The sequence below is a fragment of the Lactobacillus porci genome (assembly GCF_009695985.1).
In the GTDB taxonomy this organism is placed as follows: Bacteria; Bacillota; Bacilli; order Lactobacillales; family Lactobacillaceae; genus Lactobacillus; species Lactobacillus absianus.
Genome location: NZ_VUMX01000015.1, coordinates 1 through 14,959, shown reverse-complemented (window position 1 = coordinate 14,959; position 14,959 = coordinate 1). Strand labels below are relative to the sequence as shown.

Sequence of the window (14,959 nt, the reverse complement as noted above, 5' to 3'; positions counted from 1 at the left end):
AGGATGAAGAGACATGTCAAGAAATATCCACACGGGTATCAACCCACACCGTCGTCCACGCAACGCTTCTAACGCTAAGAAGCGCGTTGCTCACGCAGCTGCTGTTGTTTCATACTTGAACCAAGCTGCTAAGGACGAAAACAAGTAATTGTTTTTGACTCAGATGATGAAAGACCAGGGCTCTGCCTTGGTCTTTTTCTGTTTATTGACTCGTACGCACGGGAGGTTTAGATGAAATTTCAATGCAGTGCCTGCGGGCTCAGGATCGATTCCCTGCACTTTAAGCAAAAGGGCCTGATGAACCCAAAGCTGACCAGCATCTGTGACATCTGCCGTCAGCGGGGGCTGGCCGCGGAAGACTATGGCAATCCGGTGGTCAAGGTCTTTGCCGCCAACCTGCTCTTTACTTACGTGGGGACCGGGCAGGAAGTGGACGAACAGAATTTTCTGCTGGGGTCAGCCAAGCTACGCAAGCGCTATGAGGGCTTTTTGCAGGACTTTGACGGCAATTCGCTGGTTCAGCAGCAGATCAGCCGGGAAGAGGTCAACCGGGCGCTGGTGGCCTGTGAAACGGGCGTGAGCGGCTTCGTGCCCGACCCGGGCCTGACTTTTGCCATGAATTTGGAAAAAATGGGGCTCAAGGTCAACTTCCAGCTCAATGAGGTCGACTATATCGACCGCGAGCGGATCCGCGCCAAGTACAAGTACCGCTGCCAGTACTGCGGCCGCCGGGGGAGGAGCGTGGACCACAAGGATCCCGTGTCCCTGTCCCAGAACAACCGCCTGGACAACTTGATCCTGTCCTGCCAGGAATGCAACCGGATCAAGTCGAACATGCCTTATGATCTTTTTGTCAAGCTCAACGACGAGATTCCCGCCATCAACCAGCAGCTGGTCAAGTATGAAAATGCCCTGGGTCCCTTAAAAGAGGAATTCCAGCAGCGGCGGAGGATGCTGGCGGCCAAGGTCCACTTAAAGGGCGTCGTCAATGATCCTGAGCTCAATGCCATCCGCAAGAGCAACAAGCGCCTGCAGGATGCCATCGACAGCCTGGAAGCCGACTACGATGCCTTGCGCCTGGCAAGGGAGGAACACTTTGCCAACGGCTGGAAGCTGGCCATTGCTAGCAAAAAAACAGACATCATTTAAAAATGGTAAACAAAAAGTTATCTCTTTGCTATTGACTTGTAAATTATGTAACAATGAAAGAATGCTTTGTAACTGAATGTAACAAAGTGAAAACGCAAAGCATGTGAAAAACAGCGCCAGGACTAGCCTGAGCGCTGTTTTTTTAATTGTAACCTTAAGTATACCGGTTTGTAACATCCTAAAGTTATACTTGTAAATGCTCACAGGCAAACCACGATAAACAATAGTTTAAGGAGATAAGCGATCAACATGAAGAAAAGAAATCTGTTAATGACGACCATGGCGACTTTGAGTGCCAGCGGCGCGCTTTTTGCGGCATCATCCACGGCAATGGCCGCGACGACGCATGAAATCGCGCAAAATGACACTTTGTGGTCATTATCACAAAAATATGGCGTGTCAGTGAAGGCCTTGAAGAAGGTCAACAAGCTGTCCAGCGACCTGATCATCGCGGGCCAGACCCTGAAGGTTCCAAGCAAGGCGGAAGCCAAGCTGGCCACGGCCACTACCCACAAGGTGGTCAAGGGCGACACGTTGTGGTCAATCGCCAAGAAGTACGGCGTCACCGTCGCCAGCTTGAAGAAGGCCAATAACTTGACCAGCGACGCGATCGACGTTGGTCAAAAGCTGCGTCTTTATGCTTCTGCCGCAAATACTGTCACTGCTAGCGCGGATACCGCAAACGCGTCAAGCACCAGCACTTCTACTACGGCTAACAGCGCTTCGGGCGCGTCAAGCAGCACTGCCAACAATTCGACCAGTCCGACTAATGCTGCTGGCAATAACAACAATACAAGCAAGACTACCGACTCTAATGCGACGAGCAGTCAAACGACTGCCGCTGGTACAAGTCAAGCCGCGCGAACGAATAACGACTCCAACAAGCCAGCGGCTTCCGCAACAACTAATTCAACCACCAGTAGTACCAGTGGCAGCAGCTCAGCTAGCGCTGCCAGCCAGGCAGCCGTCAGTCAAGCGCCAAGCGGCTCTGCAAGTTCTGCCTCAACCAGCGCCAGTGCAAGCGCAATCGCTTCGTACGCGATGAGCTTCGTCGGCGTGCCTTACGTCTGGGGCGGCAGCACGCCAGCCGGCTTTGACTGCTCAGGCCTTGTGCAGTACGTATACAGCCACTTTGGCATCAGCTTGGGCCGTACAACTTATGCTCAAGAAAACGCCGGCACCAAGATCAGCGTATCCCAAGCCCAGCCAGGTGACCTTTATTTCTGGGGCTCATACGGCTCAGCCTACCACGTGGCGATTGCCCTTGGCAATGGCCAGTACATTCAGGCACCTGCCCCAGGGCAAAACGTATCCGTAGGCAGCGTAAGCTATTACGCGCCAAGCTTTGCCGTTCGTGTTCTTTAATTTTGAGACTCTAATATTCCAGCACGCGGCAAGGCCAAAAGGACCCAGACGGGTCCTTTTTTGGCGTTTGTGGAAAAATGTGGCTGGATCTCCCGCGGCAGGCAGGAACTTTTTTGAAAAGTAAACAAAAAGTTATCGATTTGCAATTGACTTGTAAATTTTGTAACACACGCCATTAAAAAATGTAGTAAAATAGGTTCAACTGTTGGGTTCTAGGCTATTTTTCATTTTGTAACATTAGCAATACCCATTTGTAACATCTAAAAGTTATACTTTAAGATGTGAGAAAGTATAACAATTAATTAAGAGTTTAAGGAGAAATTGCGTTAAATGAAGAAGAAAAGTCTGTTTATGGCTACTCTGGCAACGATTTCTGCCTCTGGAGCCCTTTTTGCAACCAGCGCGAACGCGAATGCGGCAATGGATCACAAGATCGTGCTTAACGACACCCTGTGGGGCCTGTCAAAGAAGTACAATGTGACGATTGATGCCTTGAAGAAGTACAACAAGCTGTCTAGTGACACCATCTACGTTGGCGACACCTTGAAGGTGCCAACCAAGGCAGAAGCCGCGCTGGCTACCGCCAAGACCCACCGAGTAGTTAAGGGCGATACCTTATGGTCACTTGCTAAGAAGTATGGCACTACGGTCAGCGCTTTGAAGAAGCTCAACAACCTGACCAGCGACACCATCTATATTGGCCAGACCCTGATCCTGCATGCCAACCTGAACACCTATGGGGTTGGCGGCGCGACGATCAGCAGCAACAGCAGCAAGGCCGCTAACGATAATGCCGGCTACGGTGCCGTATCAAGCACGACTACCGCGTCAGTGACGACAAAGCAGCCAGAAAAGTCAGCTAAGCCAGCGCCAGCCAAGAAGGATGAACCAAAGGCTAGTGCAGACACTGATACCAGTGCAAAGAAGAATGCTGAAAGTACGGACAGCACTAAGACTGATGCCTCAACTAGCGCCAACGCTACGACTGACTACAGTGCCAACACTGCTGATACGTCAGCAAACGCTAATGCAACGACTGACTACAGTGCCAACACTGCTGATACGTCAGCTAACACTAGTGCAACGACTGACTATAGCGCCAACACTGCTGATACGTCAGCTAACACTAGTGCAACGACTGACTACAATGCAAGCGCTGCTAACGCTGCAACTAGCTCAAATACCGCAAATACGACCAGTGCTGCAATTAACGCTAACACCGCAAGCAAGTCAACTAGTGCCAACACTACGACTGATTACAGTGCAAACGCTGCAACTAGCTCAAATACCGCAAACACGACCAGCGCTGCAACTAACGCTAACACCGCAAGCAAGTCAACTAGTGCCAACACTACGACTGATTACAGTACAAATGCCGCTAACACTGCAACTAGCTCAAACACTGCAAATACGACTAGTACTGCAACTAACTCAAACGCTGCAAGCACGTCAACTGCAGCTAACACGACTAGTGCGTCAACGAACGCTAACGGGGCAAATACGTCAACTGCATCCAACACGACCAGCACTGCAACTAATGCAAGCAGTCAGGCAGCCGTAAGCCAAGCGCCAACCAGCACTGCCAGCCAAAGCAGCAAGACCACGAGCGTGCAGTCCGCGGCTAAGAAGACGGCCAAGAAGACGGCCACTCCAAAGGCTGCGGCAAGCACCACTGCTTCCGCTACTGCCGGCAGCATCACTTCATACGCGATGAACTACCTTGGCGTGCCATACGTTTGGGGTGGTACTACTCCAGCGGGCTTTGACTGCTCAGGCTTTGTGCAATATGTTTACAGCCACTTTGGCGTCAACCTTGGCCGGACGACCTACACCCAGCAATACGCTGGCACCAAGATCAGCGTGGCTGACGCTCAAGCAGGCGACCTCTACTTCTGGGGTTCATACGGCTCAGCTTACCACGTAGCCATCGCCCTTGGTGGCGGTCAATACGTCATGGCGCCAGCCCCAGGCCAAAGCGTCATGGTCGGCAGCGTCAGCTCATACACTCCAAGCTTTGCCGTTCGCGTCCTGTAAAAAGCATCATTAAATGGAGAACGCCTTAAAAAGCTCATCTAACTTAGATGAGCTTTTTATTTTGTCAATAAAATGCCGCAGCCAAGTCCCAGGAGGGGCCACTTTGTGCTTTTTTGGCAAATAGGGCTATAATTGAAATCAGAAATTTAAGGAGGCTATGGCAAAGCTATGGAAGAAAAAGCAAAGTTAAACCTTTTGGAAAAGTACAATCTGACTGACAGCGAGGAAAAGGCGCTGGTGATCGACGCGGTTAGTGCCATCAACCGCGGGGAAAACAAGTTCAAGGTCTTGCACGGGCTCGCTTTTGCCTTGACTGCTTTGAGAATGAACCAAGAGCTCTCTGATGGGGCCAAGGACCTGCTCAACTACCTGAACAAGCCAGATATCAATGCTGAATTGGAAAAAATGGACGTGGTCTTCGTCGCTGAATAGGACACGTTAAAAGCCCTGGGCATCGTTGCCCAGGGCTTTTAACGTTATATCTGAATTAAGCGGCCAAAGTAGCAAAAACAACCGCCAAAATGATGCCAACGATCGTGGCCGCCGCGGCCATGATCAGCTTGGATGAATTCCGTAAGTCGCACACGACCGCTTCTGCCGTGCCGCAGCCGGAAATATAGACTGGAATAAAGTTGAGCCAGTCATTTGGCCGGTTCATGCTTCGCTGCACGAAGTAAAGAATGGCCGTTAAAATAACTCCCCACATAATAAATGACAAAAGATTCTTACTAATCGTTTTTGGACCCAAATCTCTGATTCTCATTTTTTCTTTCACAACACTCGACGCTGACTTTTTCATTTCTGAATCTACTTTAGTCCGATTATCATAAAAATCAAGGGCAAAATGGGCCTTTTCGGCACTTGTAAAAGAACCGTAACAGACATGAAAAGATCCCGGAAAATCCGGGATCTTTTCATGAGCTTTCAAACTGTTTTCTGTTAGTCTGCAACCACGTGGCGCTCGAATGGATCATCGCTGATGCCTTCAGCCAAAATGTCCCGGCACCATTCCTTGGCAGTGAAGAGGGAGTGGTCGCGGTAGTTGCCGCAGGTCTTGATAGTCGTGCCTGGCACGTCGTCCCAGGTGATGTCGTCGCGGATCTCTTTAAGCGAGTCGCGCAGAGCCCGGGCAACTTCGGTTGTTGAGTGCTCGCCCCACATAATCAAGTGGAAGCCAGTCCGGCAGCCAAATGGGGAGCAGTCAATGACCCCGTCCATGCGGTCGCGCAGCAGGCTGGCCAAGAGGTGCTCAATGGTGTGCAGGCCGCCGGTTGGGATAGCGTTCTTGTTTGGCTGCACCAGACGCAGATCGAAGTTGGAAATCTTGTCGCCCTTAGGACCTTCCTCAACGGTAATCAAGCGGACGTAAGGTGCCTTAACCTTAGTATGATCCAATTCAAAGCTTTCAACTTTAGCCATAATGTATAGTCTCCTTATTTTGTGTTTCTTTTGCTTTTGAAAAGTCCCCGAAAAGTTCAGGGACTGGCTCTTGTCACCTTTAGTATAATGTTTTGCACCGCCTTGTCAAAAGGGCGCTGCTTTCTTTGAAATATAAGATAATTGTTATTAAGCCTGCTTAAAATAGAGTACAATTATCCTAGGGTATTTTTAAAGAATAGGTAATTTTTATGATCAAAGCGACGGTAGTATACGCGATCAGTGAATTCTTCTGTGCCATCATCATGTTTGGCCTGAATGCATCGCTGAAGGCGGTCACCAACTATGGAAAACGCGAAAAATGGTTCTCCCGGGTCTTTATTACCCAAGGGATGTATTTGCTTGGCGATGGGCTGAGCACCGTAATTCCTTGGCATTACGTGCCGGTCGCGGGGCCGCTGATGATCCTGCTAAACCTTTACAAGGCCTTGATGCTGGACGTCGTCAGCGTGGCGATTTTCTTTTATATCGACAGTTGCGGGCAGCTGACTATGTCGGACACGAAGAAGAAGCGCTGGCTGGTCTGCCTGCCGGCAATTTTAGCCGCTGTCTTTGAGGTCCTCGTCTCCATTGCCAGTCCAACCTTGTTTATGTCGGTGAACATGAAGCTGACTAGCCTGCTAAACTGCCTGTTGGTTGGCGTGCCAGCCTTTTATGCCTTGGCGACGGTTGCCTTGGCCGTTCACGGGGCCAGTCAGAGTCCAACCAAGACGGTCAGGAACTTCTACTTGGTCACGGGGACCTATCCGCTGGTCATGGTCTTTTTTGGCGCCCTCGACATTTACTTTGGCGAGATTCCCTTCTATGCCTTCGCGGCAACGCTTTGCTTGATCTTCCTGTACCTTTACCAGTTTGGCGTTTTCGTCGACACCTTGTCCTTGAGCAGCCTCAGCAATTTGAAGGGGCGCGAGCGCTTCAAGAGCTTCTTGGAAGATATTCAGAAAAAGGGTGAGATGGGCGAATACTACATCCTTTTGATCGACATGGACGGCTTGAAGTCCATCAATGACATCTATGGCCGGGAGGAAGGCGACCGGGCGGTCTACTTGGTCGGCGAAAAAGTCGAAGCCCTGGAGGAGTCGGCTCTTGGGTCCAGCTGCCACTATGGCGGGGATGAATTTTTAGCTGTCCTGCGCTTGGCAGATGAGAACGCGGTTGCCCTGACTATTGACGATCTGAAAAGCGCGATCAAGCAGTCGGCCCTGGCGGAAAAACTGGCCACCATTCCGCAGGTCGTGGTTGGCTTCGTTCGGGCGGACACGGCTGACGGGGACTTGAAGATGCAGCTGCGGATCGCGGAATCGCAGATCTATGAGCAAAAGCGTGAGTTCAAGAAGGGCGACCAGGAAGGCAACTTCTTCGTCGACAAGGTGACTGGATTGCCTAACGCCAATTACTTCAACAGCTTTGCCGGCAACTACGTCAGAGAACATATCTACGATAAGCCGGCCGTGGTCTTGGTCAACATCCGGGGGATGCAGGCCTATAACAACCATTATGGCTATGAGCAGGGGGACGCACTTTTGAAGCGGATCGCCCAGGAATTGCACAAGCGCTTTGCCAAGGGGATCCTGGTCCGCTTCGCGGAAGACAATTTTGTGATCGTGACGGCTGATCCTGACGTGGAGCGGCTGTTGACCGAAGCAGCCGCTGAAATCAACCATAAGGAGGCCGTTGGCCTGCGGGCCGGGATCTACTACTGCGAAAGTGACCAGGACTCAGTGGCCATCGCGGTCGACAAGGCCAAGCTGGCCATGCGCTATATCAAGGACGACCGCAGCGTCGTCTACCGGGTCTATGACCAGGAAGTCAGCAAAAGCTTCGAGCGCCAGGCCTATGTCCTGGAGCACTTCCAAGAAGCCTTGGACTCAGGCTGGATCCGGCCTTACTACCAGATTGACGTCCGCAGCCTGACGGGCGCCGTCTGCTCAGCTGAAGCCTTGGCCCGCTGGGATGACCCGAAGTACGGGGTCTTGACCCCCTTCTTCTTCGTGGAGACTCTGGAAGACGCCCACCTGGTCCACAAGCTGGACCTGGAGATCATCCGCCAGGTCTGCGAGATGCTGGCTAGACGCCTCAAGGAGGGGCAACCAGTGGTGCCGATTTCCGTCAACCTGTCCCGGGTTGACTTCCAGGTCTGCGACATTTTTGCCGAAGTAGACCAATTGCGCCGGCACTATGGCCTGGAGGCCAAGATGCTGAAGATCGAGATCCTGGAATCCACGATTGCCACCAACCCGAAGGAGCTGAAGCGGGCTATCGGCAAGTTCCATGAGGCCGGCTATGAGGTCTGGATGGACGACTTCGGTTCTGGCTACTCCAACTTCAACAACCTGGATGAATACAATTTTGACCTGCTGAAGATCGACATGGTCTTCTTGCACAGCTTTGACGTCCGGCCGCATATCAAGACCATTCTGTCCATGATCGTTGATATGGCCAAAAAGATGGGGATGCACACGGTTTGCGAAGGGGTGGAGACCCAAGAGCAGGCCGACTTCCTCCGGGAGATTGGCTGCGAGCGGCTGCAGGGCTACATTTTGTCAAAGCCAGTTCCCCAGGAAGAGTTTGAAAGCCAGCTGACCCACTATGCCCAAAGCAAGGTGGAAAACCCGGCTGAAAATGACTACTATGACCGCCTGAGCCACGTCAATGTTCTGTTTGATCCGATGATTGACAATGGCCAAAAGCAGGACCCAGGCATCAAGCTGCCGATCGGCTTGATCGAGCGGGAGGGCGATGAGCTGGACTTTGTCTTCATGAACCACAGCTACCAACAGGTGCTGGTGGACAGTGGCTACCACCCTGACCGGTGGAACCAGGAAGCTGGGAGCAGCCACCTCTTTCAGTCAGTCATGCTGAAGCTGATGGATGAAAGCAAAGCGGCCAATGGGGCTGAAGCGTCCCAGGTTTACGTCTTTAACGGGGTCAGCTACCTCTTGGAGATCCGCTATTTGGCCACCGACCAGCTGAAGCAGAAACAGGCCTATGTCTACACCTTCGAAAAGCTCTAAGCAGATAACAATAAAAAAGGCTTCTAGAAGTTTTTTCACTTCTAGAAGCCTTTTTATTCGTTAGAGTTTTTCCAAGACGCTTTTTGCATGCCTTAGATTTGCGGACCACGGAAGTTGGCCAGGAACTTCTGGGTCTTGTCGTTTTGCGGATGGTTGAAGATCTGATCTGGCGTCCCCTTTTCGGTAACCAGGCCGTCGCTCATGAAGATGACTTGGTCAGAGACTTCCTTGGCAAAGGCCATTTCGTGGGTGACCACGATCATGGTCAAGCCAGTCTTAGCCAGCTTCTTCATCGTGTCCAGGACTTCCCCGACCATTTCCGGGTCAAGGGCTGAAGTCGGTTCGTCGAAGAGCAGGATCTCCGGGTTCATGGAGACGGCCCGGGCAATGGCAACCCGCTGCTGCTGGCCACCAGACAGTTGTCTTGGCTTAGCGTCAATGTAAGGGTCCATGCCGACGCGCTTCAGGTTCTCCATGGCGATCTTCCGGGCTTCTTCCTTGGACCGCTTTAAGACCAGCTCCTGGCCGACCATGCAGTTCTGCAGGACGTTCTTGTTGCTGAACAGCTCGAACTGCTGGAAGACCATGCCAACCTTGGAGCGGTACTTTGGAATGTTGTAGTCTTCGTCCAGGATGTTGTCCTTGTGGAAGAGGATCTTCCCGCCGGTTGGATCTTCCAGCAGGTTGATGCAGCGCAGCATGGTGGACTTGCCGCCGCCGGAAGGGCCGATGATGGTCATGACTTCGCCCTTGTGGACGTCAAAAGAAATGTCGCGCAGGACTTCATGCTGGCCGTAGCTCTTCTTTAAGTGCTGGACGCTCAAGATAATTTTATTGTTTTCGTAGTCAGCCATGTTACTTGTCTCCTCCTACTTGCACTTGGTTTGCCATCATGTTGTAGTTTTCCGGACCTTCGATGTGCTTTTCGATCAGGTTGAAGATGCGGGTGATCGTAAAGGTCAGGAACAGATAGATTGCTGAGATGACCAGGTAAGTCTGGAAGAATTGGAAGCTTTGACTGGCGATGGTTGACCCAACAAAGAACAGTTCTGAAACTGAGATGATGCTCAGGACGGAAGTATCCTTGATGTTGACGATGAACTCGTTGGTGATTGATGGCAGGCAGTTTCTGATCGCTTGCGGCAGGATGATGTGCCACATTCTCTGGTTGTGGGTCATCCCCAAGGCACTGGCGGCTTCGAACTGGCCTTCTGGGGTAGAGATGATCCCCCCGCGGATGACTTCGGCCAGGTAGGCCCCAGTGTTGATGGAGACGATGACCAAGGCCGCAAAGGTTCTGTTCATGTTCAAGTGCCAGAATTGGGCTACCCCGTAGTAGATAACCGCGGCCTGTACCATCATTGGCGTGCCCCGGAAGACTTCAACGTAAACTGACAGCAGCCACTTGCAGAAGGCCAGCAGGCCGCGCTTGAATTTCTTCTTCGGTTCTGGAATGGTCCGGACGATCCCGACCAATAGGCCGATGAAGAAGCCGACGATGGTGCCGACCAGGGAGATCAGCAAGGTCATGCCAATCCCTTCGAGGATCATGTTCCCGTAGTTCTTGATCATGGAAACCAGCCAGTTTTCCTTCTTGGTGTTGGTCTGCGGCTGCTGGTGCACGGCGTCCTTCATCAAGGCCTGGCGCTTGCTTTCAGGGATGCTGGCCAGAATCTTGTTGACGTCATTCAAAAGCTTGTCGTTGCCCTTCTTGACCCCGATGGAAACTTCGGCGTCGCTGGTGGAAACCTTCAGCCCCTTCATCTTGGACAGGTTGACCCCGACGATGTTGGAGTCGACCATCTTGAAGGAAGTCAGTTCCGTGTCTTCAGCCACGTAGCCGTCGATGGTCCCGGCTTCCAGAGATTCGCGCATGGCGGAAAAGTCCTTGGAAGCTGGCTCGCGCTTGGCGCCTGGCAGCTGCTTGATCAGGTCATAGTGCAAGGTCCCTTGCTGGGCGGTCAGCTTGGCCCCCTTGAAGTCAGTCAGGTACTTGGCGTCAGCGTACTTGCTGTTCTTGTTCATGATGACCACGAAATTGGTCGTCCGGTAAGGGCTGGTAAAGTTGATGGCCTTGCGGCGTTCTGCCGTTGGGCTCATCCCGGCGATGATCAGGTCGATCTTGCCACTGGTCAGGGCTGGCAAAAGCCCGTCCCATTGGGTCTTTTCCACGATGACCTTCTTGCCCAGCTTCTTGCCGATGATCTTGGCGATCTTGACGTCGTAGCCGTTGGCGTATGAGCTGGTCCCGTCGATCTTAACGGCACCGTTGGCCTTGGTCGTTTGGGTCCAGTTGTATGGAGCATAGTTGGCTTCCATACCGATCTTCAGCGTGTCGCTGTCGGCCTTGGCTGGCCGTGAAAGGGCGATGCCCGTGGCCAGGGTCAGGACCAAGGCCAGGACCGCGCTGATCCAGCTTCTCTTTAACTTCATCTGTATAAAACCTCCATAATATACACAGATATGAAATACAATAAAAGCGAAAGCAAAACACCCTCACTGCTTGAACAATGAGGGTGGTAAAATTCAGTATTTAATACCAAAAATCATAGCACTCCCTGGCAGGGCCAGGACAGTCTACGGGATCTTCTCCCGCAGCCCAACCAGCGTCTTGCACGACCAAGCCGTTGGTTTCGGCGATATCCCTTACTGCCAGGCTTCTGCATCGATTCGTGGATTCAGCCCGTGTTCGTGAACAATCGCGACCTCTATTGTATTGGATAATAATTTCTAACTAGGAAAAGCCTAAAATATTTTTAATAATCTGTCAAGCTAAGATAACGCTTACTTTGACAAAAAGTGATAAGTGGATAATAGAAAGCCATATCCTTTACAGCCAGCCGCGGTTTGGATCATAGTCGCGCTTTTTCATGTCGGAAACGTAAGGATTGCCGGCGACGAAAAAGCGCAGGGGCTGGCTAGCCCAGAAGGGGTCCGACTGGTTGATCCCGATCCGGGGCGCGGCAATGAGTTGCTTGGCGGCCTTGCGCTTACGCGGGTCCAGGTCAATGGCAAAGGGCGACTGGTCCAGGGGCTGGCAGTCCCAGGCCCGGGAATTGACCCCCAAGGCCAGCATCAGCTTAGCCGGGCCATTAGTCAGGAGGACGCCGTCCTTGCCCCGGTTCTGGATCATCCGCTCCAGGCCAAAGGCTGGCTCGATTGCCCGGATCAGGATGCCTTGGGGCTCGTCTTTGGCTTGGGTGGCCACGTCAAAGAAGAAGTACTGGCGCTGGGAGTAGATATAGATGGTGCCTGGCGGTCCATAAAGGCCTTCGTTGGCCTGGCTGCGGCGGCCGGCATAAGAGTGGGCCGCCCGGTCTTGCTTGCCCAGGTAGGCTTCAGCTTCTACGATATAGCCGCCCAGGCGCTCTTGCCCGTCAAAGTAGCTGAAAGGTCGGCCGAGCAGGTCTTTGGCCAGGTTCGCCGTGGGCATACTGGAAAAATAGTCTTGGTAGTTCATGTTAGACTCCATTAGGAATATAATTTATTTTAGTCGATATTATTTTTGACCAAATTGGTAAAAAAGTAAATAAAGAGTCTAGAATCCAAAGCAAAGAAGGCAACAAGATGGGAGAAATCAAATTAGTCAGAATCTATGATTCAGAGCAGCCAGTGGGCTTCCGGATCCTCGTTGACCGCCTGTGGCCCAGGGGCATGAGCAAGGAGCGGGCCAAGCTGGACCTGTGGGCCAAGGAGCTGGGGCCAAGCAATGACCTGCGCAAGTGGTTTGGCCATGAAGACGCGAAGTACCCGGAATTCAAGCGGAAGTACTTCGCGGAGCTGGACCAGAATCCGGCCGTGGCTGACTTCAGGGACTTGCTCAAAGAGCAATTGAAACAGGGCGACGTCTTGTTCCTGTTCGCGGCCAAGAATCTTGACCACAACCAGGCCGTCGCCCTGAAGGAATATCTTGAAGCTGAAAACGGCAGGCAGAAAAGCTAAAGCTGCTTGAAAACGTCCAAGGCGTCGCCGGTGAGCTGCTTGATGCCGGCGGCCGGAATCTCAGTCAGGTTAAGGGCCCACAGCTTGGCGCTGGCTGGCGCGTAGTTGAGCAGGCCGGCGAAGGGGTAGACCACGAAGCTGGTGCCGACGATGATCACCATGTCGCTGTTGGCAATGTGATTGACGGAATTGCTGATGTTGTCAGGGTTGATCCCTTCCCCGTAAAGGACGATGCCTGGCCGGATGATCCCGCCGCATTCATGCCGGTAGCCCTTGGCATAATCCTCGTAGGTCAGCTGCTTGTGGCACTTGCTGCAGTAGATGTCGTAGAGGTTGCCGTGGAATTCGGTGACGTGGCGGTTGCCGGCCTTAGCGTCCAGGGTATCGATGTTCTGGGTGACCAGGTAGCCCTTTTCGTTGCAGATCGCGGCTATTTTTTCATGGATCAGGTTGGGCTTGGCTTCCGGAAAGTACATGTTCTGCATGACGAAGCTGTAGAAGAGCTCCGGCCGGTTGAAGAGGGTGTCCTCGCTCAAAATCGTTTCCGGCGGCTCGCTGACGCCGTTATAGATCCCGGTCTTGGACCGGTAGTCGGGGATGCCGGAGTGGGTTGAGACGCCGGCACCGGTCAGGAAGACCGGATGGCGGGCGGCACTTAAGTCTGCTTTGAATTCTTGCAAAAGTTGTTGGTCCATGCTTTATCCTTTCTTAAACTAGTTCTTAAGCGGTTAACTCAATTATAAACCCCGAGTTTGCTATAATGTGCTTAACAAAAGCAAAAGAGGTGGCAAAAATGACAGTTGATTCGATGTTTTACATAGTGATAGACGTCCTTTTGGCTGCCTACGCTGGCTACAGCTGGTACTGGCAGGCAACGCTGGAATTGAAAGCCCGCTACCGCTGGTCCGCGATTGTTTTTCCAGTGCTGCTGATCTGGATCGGCTATGCTTGGGACTACCTGGACATCGGGGAGCCGGGCTTCAACGTCTTTTTGGCCCTGTTCATCCTGACCTGCCTGGTTGATGCCGTTTCGGGCCTGGGAAGCAAGCGGGTAGTGCTCAGCGGCTACTTCCGCCGGACCCTGCGCTACAATGAGATCATTCACGTGGTCTTGACCGCCCCGCCCGCCGGCGTGGGCGATATTTCCCTGGCGGCCTTGGAAACGGCCAAGCACCAGATCTACTACATGCGCTTTGACAAGCAGGCCAGCGAGGTACACGAGTTCCTGCTCCGCCACTTGAACAGCGGCGTCAGCATCGACCTCCGCCAGATAGGCTAGACAAAAAAGCAATACAGAAGAAAAGGACATGACCCAGAACGCTTTCGCGTAGGTCATGTCCTTTTTGGCACATTTACTGTTGATTAAAATATTGCTGTTTATTACGTTGAGGGCGAGAAAACTTGGCATTTCAATGCCGAGTTGAATCGCCCTCTTTTTTTGCTTTAGTACGTGAACATTAGTTCGGCATGCGATATAATATAAATAGCTAAAGAACTGCAAATGATGAAAGAAGGTACGACTCATATGGTTAAATACGAATTTAGAAATGATGAGCCAGATATCATCCATTGACGAGGCTACGTATACAACCTCAATTGCCACATCGTATGGTGTACCAAGTATCGCAACCAAACCTTGGCTAATCCGATTATTGTCGATTCACTCAAGGACAAGATCCTGCAGATCTGCCGTGAGAATGAGTATACGGTCAAGGCTCTGGAAATAATGCCAACTCACGTGCATATTCTGCTGTCTGCCAAACCCAAAGAGAGCGTGACAAATATCGTCAAGAAGCTCAAAGGCATTACGGCCAAGTGGCTTTTTGAAAAGTACCCGGAAACGATGAAGGAATACTTCTGGGGTGGTCACGTCTGGTCACCGAGCTATTATGCAGGAAGCATTGGAGTGACAACCGAAGCTGTCGTCAAGAAATACATTGAGACGCAATGGAATAGACCGTTTCACTAAACGCTAGAAAGGAGGAAGCGACATGGCAATACGCAAGCGCAAGTCAGAT

Annotated in this window: 14 protein-coding genes, 1 pseudogene and 1 riboswitch; of the genes and pseudogenes, 9 read left to right on the top strand and 6 right to left on the bottom strand. The window is 52.0% G+C overall.

All coding sequences use genetic code 11. The annotated features are described in order from the left end of the window. The first annotated feature begins 13 nt into the window (after positions 1 to 13). From FYJ62_RS10920 to FYJ62_RS06275, 5 genes are all read left to right on the top strand, one after another. Positions 14 to 148, top strand: a complete 135-nt coding sequence (locus FYJ62_RS10920) for a hypothetical protein (protein ID WP_154548864.1) — start codon at positions 14 to 16, stop codon at positions 146 to 148. A gap of 83 nt (positions 149 to 231) precedes the next feature. Next, positions 232 to 1,149: an HNH endonuclease gene (locus FYJ62_RS06290; RefSeq protein WP_154548862.1), complete on the top strand. Its 918-nt coding sequence runs from the start codon at positions 232 to 234 to the stop codon at positions 1,147 to 1,149. A gap of 249 nt (positions 1,150 to 1,398) precedes the next feature. Next, on the top strand, positions 1,399 to 2,514 hold the full coding sequence (locus tag FYJ62_RS06285; protein ID WP_154548860.1) for a C40 family peptidase: 1,116 nt from the start codon (positions 1,399 to 1,401) through the stop codon (positions 2,512 to 2,514). Between the two features lie 330 nt (positions 2,515 to 2,844). Further along, complete coding sequence (locus FYJ62_RS06280; RefSeq protein WP_154548858.1) at positions 2,845 to 4,548, top strand: peptidoglycan endopeptidase; 1,704 nt, start codon at positions 2,845 to 2,847, stop codon at positions 4,546 to 4,548. A gap of 168 nt (positions 4,549 to 4,716) precedes the next feature. Continuing rightward, positions 4,717 to 4,980: a hypothetical protein gene (locus FYJ62_RS06275; RefSeq protein ID WP_154548856.1), complete on the top strand. Its 264-nt coding sequence runs from the start codon at positions 4,717 to 4,719 to the stop codon at positions 4,978 to 4,980. Positions 4,981 to 5,035: 55 nt separating this feature from the next. Here the strand turns inward: FYJ62_RS06275 and FYJ62_RS06270 are convergent, their stop codons facing one another. After that, the gene (locus FYJ62_RS06270; protein WP_154548854.1) at positions 5,036 to 5,254 is read right to left on the bottom strand and encodes a hypothetical protein; all 219 of its coding nucleotides are present in this window, start codon (positions 5,252 to 5,254) and stop codon (positions 5,036 to 5,038) included. Between the two features lie 233 nt (positions 5,255 to 5,487). After that, positions 5,488 to 5,967 carry an S-ribosylhomocysteine lyase gene (locus FYJ62_RS06265; protein WP_154548852.1) on the bottom strand — a complete coding sequence of 160 codons (480 nt, stop codon included), beginning with the start codon at positions 5,965 to 5,967 and terminating at the stop codon, positions 5,488 to 5,490. A 209-nt stretch (positions 5,968 to 6,176) separates the two neighbouring features. Between FYJ62_RS06265 and FYJ62_RS06260 the strand changes: the two genes are divergently transcribed. Continuing rightward, positions 6,177 to 8,999 (top strand): GGDEF domain-containing phosphodiesterase, encoded by a 2,823-nt coding sequence (locus tag FYJ62_RS06260; protein ID WP_154548850.1) that lies wholly within the window; start codon positions 6,177 to 6,179, stop codon positions 8,997 to 8,999. A gap of 92 nt (positions 9,000 to 9,091) precedes the next feature. Here FYJ62_RS06260 and FYJ62_RS06255 read toward each other — a convergent pair whose 3' ends face one another. From FYJ62_RS06255 to FYJ62_RS06245, 3 genes are all read right to left on the bottom strand, one after another. Then, positions 9,092 to 9,853, bottom strand: a complete 762-nt coding sequence (locus FYJ62_RS06255) for an amino acid ABC transporter ATP-binding protein (RefSeq protein ID WP_154548848.1) — start codon at positions 9,851 to 9,853, stop codon at positions 9,092 to 9,094. 1 nt (position 9,854) lies between these two features. Further along, positions 9,855 to 11,432: an ABC transporter substrate-binding protein/permease gene (locus FYJ62_RS06250; protein ID WP_154548846.1), complete on the bottom strand. Its 1,578-nt coding sequence runs from the start codon at positions 11,430 to 11,432 to the stop codon at positions 9,855 to 9,857. Between the two features lie 108 nt (positions 11,433 to 11,540). Then, positions 11,541 to 11,718: riboswitch (Lysine riboswitch) on the bottom strand. 111 nt (positions 11,719 to 11,829) lie between these two features. Further along, positions 11,830 to 12,459: a DNA-3-methyladenine glycosylase gene (locus FYJ62_RS06245; protein WP_154548844.1), complete on the bottom strand. Its 630-nt coding sequence runs from the start codon at positions 12,457 to 12,459 to the stop codon at positions 11,830 to 11,832. Positions 12,460 to 12,566: 107 nt separating this feature from the next. Here FYJ62_RS06245 and FYJ62_RS06240 point away from each other — a divergent pair, with 107 nt between their 5' ends. Further along, positions 12,567 to 12,941, top strand: a complete 375-nt coding sequence (locus FYJ62_RS06240; protein ID WP_154548842.1) for a DUF488 domain-containing protein — start codon at positions 12,567 to 12,569, stop codon at positions 12,939 to 12,941. Here FYJ62_RS06240 and FYJ62_RS06235 read toward each other — a convergent pair. Beyond that, complete coding sequence (locus FYJ62_RS06235; RefSeq protein WP_154548840.1) at positions 12,938 to 13,636, bottom strand: NAD-dependent protein deacylase; 699 nt, start codon at positions 13,634 to 13,636, stop codon at positions 12,938 to 12,940. The two genes, FYJ62_RS06240 and FYJ62_RS06235, sit on opposite strands and share 4 nt — an antisense overlap. A gap of 98 nt (positions 13,637 to 13,734) precedes the next feature. Here FYJ62_RS06235 and FYJ62_RS06230 point away from each other — a divergent pair, with 98 nt between their 5' ends. Together FYJ62_RS06230 and tnpA are read left to right on the top strand one after the other, a co-directional pair. Further along, positions 13,735 to 14,220, top strand: coding sequence for a hypothetical protein (locus tag FYJ62_RS06230; RefSeq protein ID WP_154548838.1), 486 nt, complete (start codon positions 13,735 to 13,737; stop codon positions 14,218 to 14,220). Between the two features lie 246 nt (positions 14,221 to 14,466). After that, positions 14,467 to 14,910, top strand: a pseudogene (gene tnpA, locus FYJ62_RS06225) (IS200/IS605 family transposase). Positions 14,911 to 14,959: the final 49 nt, after the last annotated feature.